The organism is Nocardia thraciensis (genome assembly GCF_054782435.1).
The window spans coordinates 1-915 of record NZ_BAAGSM010000053.1 but is presented as its reverse complement, the minus strand read 5'-3'; the positions used below and the strand labels follow the sequence as shown (position 1 = coordinate 915).

At 66.3% G+C, this 915-nt stretch carries 1 protein-coding gene; it reads right to left on the bottom strand.

All coding sequences use genetic code 11. The features are described 5' to 3' along the window. A partial coding sequence (locus tag ACYVLQ_RS31740) for an AMP-binding protein (protein ID WP_460701229.1) occupies positions 1 to 915 on the bottom strand: 915 nt, incomplete at both ends.

Sequence of the window (915 nt, the reverse complement as noted above, 5' to 3'; positions counted from 1 at the left end):
GCAGTCCGGCGAACACATCGGCCACCGCCTGCTCGATCGGAGTCCCCGGCGCCCGATACACCGCCGACCCGACGAACTCCGGCGCGGGCAACGCCCGACGATCCAGCTTACCGTTCGCCGTGAGCGGCAACACATCCACCACCACGACAGCATCCGGAACCATATACGCGGCAAGGAACTCACCGACCCGCGCCCGCAACACCACCCCCTCGAGCCGCGAACCCGCCTCCGGCACCACATAACCCACCAACCGGTCACCGGCCTGCCCGTCCCCACGCACCAGCACCACCGCCTGACTCACCCCCTCACACCGCGACAACGCCGCCTCGATCTCCCCCAACTCGATCCGGAACCCACGCACCTGCACCTGCCGATCACCACGACCGGCATACTCCAGATTCGCCTCACCACCGAAACCCGCCCACCGACCCACATCCCCCGACCGATACATCCGAGACCCCGCCACACCGAACGGATTCGCCACGAACCGGCACGCCGTCAACCCCGCACGCCCCACATACCCCCGCGACACCTGCGCACCACAGACATACAACTCCCCCGCCACCCCCACCGGCGCCGGATGCAACCGATCATCGAGCACATACGCATCCACACCCGGCAACCCACGACCGATCACACTCGCCGGAACATCCGCCAACCGCTCATCCACCGCCAGAAACGACACATGCACCGTCGTCTCGGTAATCCCGTACATATTCACCAACTGCGGCGCATCCGACGCATGCCGCTCATACCACCGCGGCAACTGCCGCAAATCCAACGCCTCACCACCGAACACCACATACCGCAACGCGAACTTGCCCGCCCCGCCCGCATGCGCCGCCCGATCCGCCTCCGCCAGCTGATAGAACGCCGACGGCGTCTGATTCAGCACCGTGACCTGTTCACGAACCA